This window comes from Mesorhizobium sp. M7A.F.Ca.CA.003.01.2.1, from assembly GCF_003998945.1.
Lineage (GTDB): Bacteria > Pseudomonadota > Alphaproteobacteria > Rhizobiales > Rhizobiaceae > Mesorhizobium > Mesorhizobium ciceri.
This window is the reverse complement of sequence record NZ_RZRA01000435.1, coordinates 1-4,612: the sequence shown is the minus strand read 5'-3', so window position 1 is coordinate 4,612 and position 4,612 is coordinate 1. Positions and strand designations below refer to the sequence as shown.

The 4,612-nt window shown below is 64.1% G+C and carries 6 protein-coding genes; 3 read left to right on the top strand and 3 right to left on the bottom strand.

What is annotated here, in order from left to right; translation table 11 throughout:
- A partial coding sequence (locus EN969_RS18070; RefSeq protein ID WP_281060015.1) for a citrate/2-methylcitrate synthase occupies positions 1-326 on the bottom strand: 326 nt, incomplete at its 3' end.
- A gap of 92 nt (positions 327-418) precedes the next feature.
- Here EN969_RS18070 and EN969_RS18065 point away from each other — a divergent pair.
- Positions 419-1,558, top strand: coding sequence for a citrate synthase (locus tag EN969_RS18065; RefSeq protein ID WP_063169185.1), 1,140 nt, complete (start codon positions 419-421; stop codon positions 1,556-1,558).
- A gap of 21 nt (positions 1,559-1,579) precedes the next feature.
- Here EN969_RS18065 and phaR read toward each other — a convergent pair whose 3' ends face one another.
- Both phaR and EN969_RS36640 read right to left on the bottom strand, forming a co-directional pair.
- Complete coding sequence (gene phaR / locus EN969_RS18060; protein WP_063169186.1) at positions 1,580-2,191, bottom strand: polyhydroxyalkanoate synthesis repressor PhaR; 612 nt, start codon at positions 2,189-2,191, stop codon at positions 1,580-1,582.
- A gap of 84 nt (positions 2,192-2,275) precedes the next feature.
- The gene (locus tag EN969_RS36640; protein WP_255337222.1) at positions 2,276-2,404 is read right to left on the bottom strand and encodes a hypothetical protein; all 129 of its coding nucleotides are present in this window, start codon (positions 2,402-2,404) and stop codon (positions 2,276-2,278) included.
- Between the two features lie 86 nt (positions 2,405-2,490).
- Between EN969_RS36640 and EN969_RS18055 the strand changes: the two genes are divergently transcribed.
- Positions 2,491-3,669, top strand: coding sequence for an acetyl-CoA C-acetyltransferase (locus EN969_RS18055; RefSeq protein ID WP_024502944.1), 1,179 nt, complete (start codon positions 2,491-2,493; stop codon positions 3,667-3,669).
- A gap of 198 nt (positions 3,670-3,867) precedes the next feature.
- Positions 3,868-4,593 (top strand): acetoacetyl-CoA reductase, encoded by a 726-nt coding sequence (gene phbB / locus EN969_RS18050; RefSeq protein WP_013529183.1) that lies wholly within the window; start codon positions 3,868-3,870, stop codon positions 4,591-4,593.
- Positions 4,594-4,612: the final 19 nt, after the last annotated feature.

Sequence of the window (4,612 nt, the reverse complement as noted above, 5' to 3'; positions counted from 1 at the left end):
GCGTCGGTCAAGGTCTCGCCATCCGGCAGCTGCGCCATGCCGGCGCGCATGGCGCTGTAGACATCGAGCGGCGCCAGCAAAGGCAGCGAGGGCAAGAGCCGTTCGAACACGTCCGCACGCGCCTGTCCCAGCGCCCGCGTCAGTTGCGCATCATCGGGAAGGTCGTTGAAGAAGCCGTCGAGCAGCAGCCTAACCACCTGGGCATAGTTCCAACGGCCGGCCAGTTCCGGCAGCGAATGACCTCGGATCGTCAGACGGCCGCCAAGACCATCCACATCGGAAAGCACGGTTTCCGCCGCCACCACATCATCGAGCCCATTCGCCATAGCCTGTCTCCTTGAAGCATTTCCGGATCGGAGATAGAGATGGGCAACGTTTCCATCAATCTTGATCAATATAATCAATATCAGGGCTCGATATGTCCGAGTGGTTGTCCCGGGAAGAGGCGCTGGAGAGACTCAAGGTGCGGGCGCAGACGCTGTACGCCTATGTCAGCCGTGGGCGCATCGGCATGCGGCCCAACCGCGCCGATCCGCGCCGCAGCCAGTACCGCGCCGACGATATCGCCGCACTGGCGACCCGCCGGGCGCGCGGCCGCAGCCCGTCAGTCATCGCCGAAAGCGCCATCGCCTGGGGCGAGCCCTCGATCGTAACGGCGATTTCGACCGTCTCGCGCGGTCGGCTTATCTATCGCGGGCAGGACGCCGCAGTGCTCTCCGGGCACGCCACACTGGAAGAAGCCGCCGCCGTTCTGTGGGCTCTGCCGAAACCGGTGGCTTTCGAAGCAGCGTCGCCGGACGCACCCCATCAAGCTGGCCGAGCCTCGGCCTTTGCGCAACTTGCCGTGCTTGCCGGTCAGGGGCGCCCGTCGCTCGGGCGCAGCGCCGCCTCGCTGCATACCGATGCCGCGCACGCGGTCGGCGTGCTGGCCGCCGCGCTGGGCGCACCGGCGGGGTCAAATCCCGTCCATCAGCGGCTTGCGCAGGACTGGTCGGTGGATGCCGGCCGCGCCGATGCGATCCGCCGTGCGCTTGTCCTGCTTGCCGATCATGAACTGAATGCGTCGACCTTCGCCGCGCGCGTCGCAGCCTCGACCGGCGCGCCGCTGGCCGCTTGCCTGCTGGCAGGGCTCGCGACGCTGTCAGGCCCGCGCCATGGCGGCGCCGGAGAGGCGGTGATGCAACTGGCCGAGGATGCGGCGCGGCATGGCGCCGATGCGACGATCCGGCGCTGGCTCAGCCATGACCGGCCGCTGCCGGGGTTCGGTCATCAACTCTATCCTGACGGCGATCCCCGCGGGGCGGCGCTGCTGTCGGTGATCGAGGTTGACGGCACACTATCGTCGCTGCGCGACGCTGCCTTTGCGGCGACCGGCGCGCTTCCCAACATCGACTTTGGGCTGGCCGCGCTGACGCGCAGCCTAGGCTTGCCGCGCGATGCACCGTTCCGCCTGTTCGCGCTCGCACGCAGCGTCGGCTGGGCCGCGCACACGGTCGAACAGATAACAAGCGGAAGTGTCATCCGGCCGCGCGGCCGCTATGAGGGCGTGCTGGTGTAAGGCCGCAAGAACGCCAGGCGCTCAGGACATCGTGTCGAGCTTGCGCTGCATGGCCGCGATCTGGTCCTTCAGTTCCTGAAGATCGTCGGGCTTGTCAGGCGTTTCCTTCCTGGCCGGCTCGGGCGACGTCGCAGCGGCTGGCGCGGAGCCAGCGGGCGGGAACGGCGTGAACAGCCGCATCGCATTCTGGAACATTTCCATGTTGCGGCGCGTCTGTTCCTCCAGCGCCTTGATCGGCGTGGTGATCTTCATCATGTCGAGCGGCGACTTGCCGAGCGCCCCCTTCATCTGCTCGCGAAAGCGCTCCTGCTCCTTGGAAAAGGCAAGCATCGACTGTTCGAGGAAGCTCGGGACGATCATCTGCATCTGGTCACCGTAATAAGCGATGAGCTGGCGCAGGAACGGGATCGGCAGCATGTTCTGCCCGTCCTTGTTCTCCAGTTCGAAGATGATCTGGGTCAACACCGGATGCGTGATGTCGTCGCCGGTCTTGGCGTCCTGGACGGTGAACTCCTCGCCCTTCTTGACCATCTCGGCGAGGTCCTCGAGCGTCACATAGGTGCTGGTGCCGGTGTTGTAGAGGCGGCGATTGGCGTATTTCTTGATGATGATCGGATCGTCTTTAGCGGCCATCTACATCCTCCCGGGGACACCGGCGCGCCTCTGAGTAAGCCGCCGATAACGATTGTGCCTTTTTTGAGGATATGCGCAAAAGCCTCACAATTCCAAGCAGTTTGTGCAGTGCGGGATCACTAAATGCTGCATGGCAGGCAAAATATGCTGCGCAGCAATGGACGAATGGCCGCCATGGCAAGGCATGGCCTGCTTGCGGCGCATGGGCGCCATGCCCATTTCCGGTTTGACTTGGGGTTGGGAAAGGGCAAGAAAAGTCCCCAACGACAGAGCAACACCCTTGAAGTCTGGAGAAGAAAATGTCCGCTTCCATCGTCATTGCCAGTGCGGCGCGCACGCCGGTCGGCTCCTTCAACGGCGCTTTCGCCGCCACCCCGGCGCATGAGCTCGGCGCCGTCGTCATCACGGAATTGCTGTCGCGTGCCGGCGTCGAACCAGGCGAGGTCGACGAGGTCATCCTCGGCCAGGTGCTGACCGCCGCGCAAGGCCAGAACCCGGCCCGCCAGGCATCGATCAATGCCGGCCTGCCCAAGGAAACCACCGCCTGGGGCCTCAATCAGGTTTGCGGCTCGGGCCTGCGCGCCATCGCGCTCGGCATGCAGCAGATCGCCATCGGCGATGCCAAGGTGATCGTCGCCGGAGGCCAGGAATCGATGTCGCTTTCGACGCATGCCCAGCACCTGCGCGCCGGCGTCAAGATGGGCGACTTCAAGCTGATCGACACCATGATCAAGGATGGGCTGTGGGACGCCTTCAACGGTTACCACATGGGCAACACAGCCGAAAACGTCGCGCGTCAGTTCCAGATCACCCGCGAAGACCAGGACCAGTTCGCGCTCGCCTCGCAAAACAAGGCCGAGGCCGCGCAGAAGGCCGGCAAGTTCAAGGACGAGATCGTCGCCGTCACCATCAAGGGCAAGAAGGGCGACACCATCGTTGACCAGGACGAATACATCCGCCACGGCGCCACGATCGACGCCATGACCAAGCTGAAACCGGCTTTCGACAAGGACGGCACGGTAACCGCCGCCAACGCCTCCGGCATCAATGACGGCGCCGCCGGCGCGCTGCTGATGAGCGAAGCGGAAGCGGTGAGGCGCGGCATCACCCCGCTGGCGCGCATCGTGTCCTGGGCAACCGCCGGCGTCGATCCGCAGATCATGGGCACCGGACCCATTCCCGCCTCGCGCAAGGCCTTGGAAAAGGCCGGCTGGTCGGTCGGCGATCTCGACCTGGTCGAGGCCAACGAAGCCTTTGCGGCGCAGGCCTGCGCCGTCAACAAGGACATGGGCTGGGATCCCTCGATCGTCAACGTCAATGGCGGCGCCATCGCCATCGGCCATCCGATCGGTGCGTCCGGCGCTCGCGTCTTCAACACGCTGGTCTTCGAAATGCGCCGGCGCGGCGCCAAGAAGGGTCTCGCTACCCTGTGCATCGGCGGCGGCATGGGCGTCGCCATGTGTGTCGAAGCACTCTGAAGAAAGTCACTAAACGGGCGGCGTGCATGCATGTCGCCCAAAACTGCGCAGCGGTTTTGGGAACACCGACATGCATAAAACCAAACAGCTGAAGCGCATCGCCTGAACCTACTTCAGCGCGACGCGCTTTAGCCGCCCGTTCTGTATCCAGTGCCTGCCAAGCCCGACAACAGGGCGATATCAAAAAAGGGGAAATGCATGACCAAGGTAGCAATCGTCACAGGCGGATCGCGCGGCATCGGCGCGGCGATCTCGATCGCATTGAAGACCGTCGGCTATTCGGTTGCGGCGAACTATGCCGGCAATGATGCCGCAGCGGCGAAATTCAAGGCTGAGACCGGCATTCCGGTCTACAAATGGTCGGTCGCCGACTATGATGCCTGCGCCGCCGGCATCAAGCAGGTCGAGGCCGATCTCGGCCCGGTCTCGGTGCTGGTCAACAATGCCGGCATCACCCGCGACGCCATGTTCCACAAGATCACGCGTGAGCAGTGGAAAGAGGTCATCGACACCAACCTGTCCGGCGTCTTCAACATGACGCATCCGCTGTGGAGCGGGATGCGCGACCGCAAGTTCGGCCGCATCATCACCATCTCCTCGATCAACGGCCAGAAGGGCCAGGCCGGCCAGGTCAACTATTCCGCCGCCAAGGCCGGCGATATCGGTTTCAGCAAGGCTCTCGCCCAAGAGGGGGCGCGCGCCGGCATCACTGTCAACGTCATCTGTCCCGGCTATATCGCCACCGAGATGGTCAAGGCGATCGACGAGAAGGTGCTCAACGAGCGCATCATTCCGCAGATTCCTGTCGGCCGCCTCGGTGAGCCCGAAGAAATCGCGCGCTGCGTCGTCTTCCTCGCATCCGAAGATGCCGGCTTCATCACCGGCTCGACCATCACGGCCAATGGCGGCCAGTATTTCGCCTGACGACGGCGATGTAGGCGCA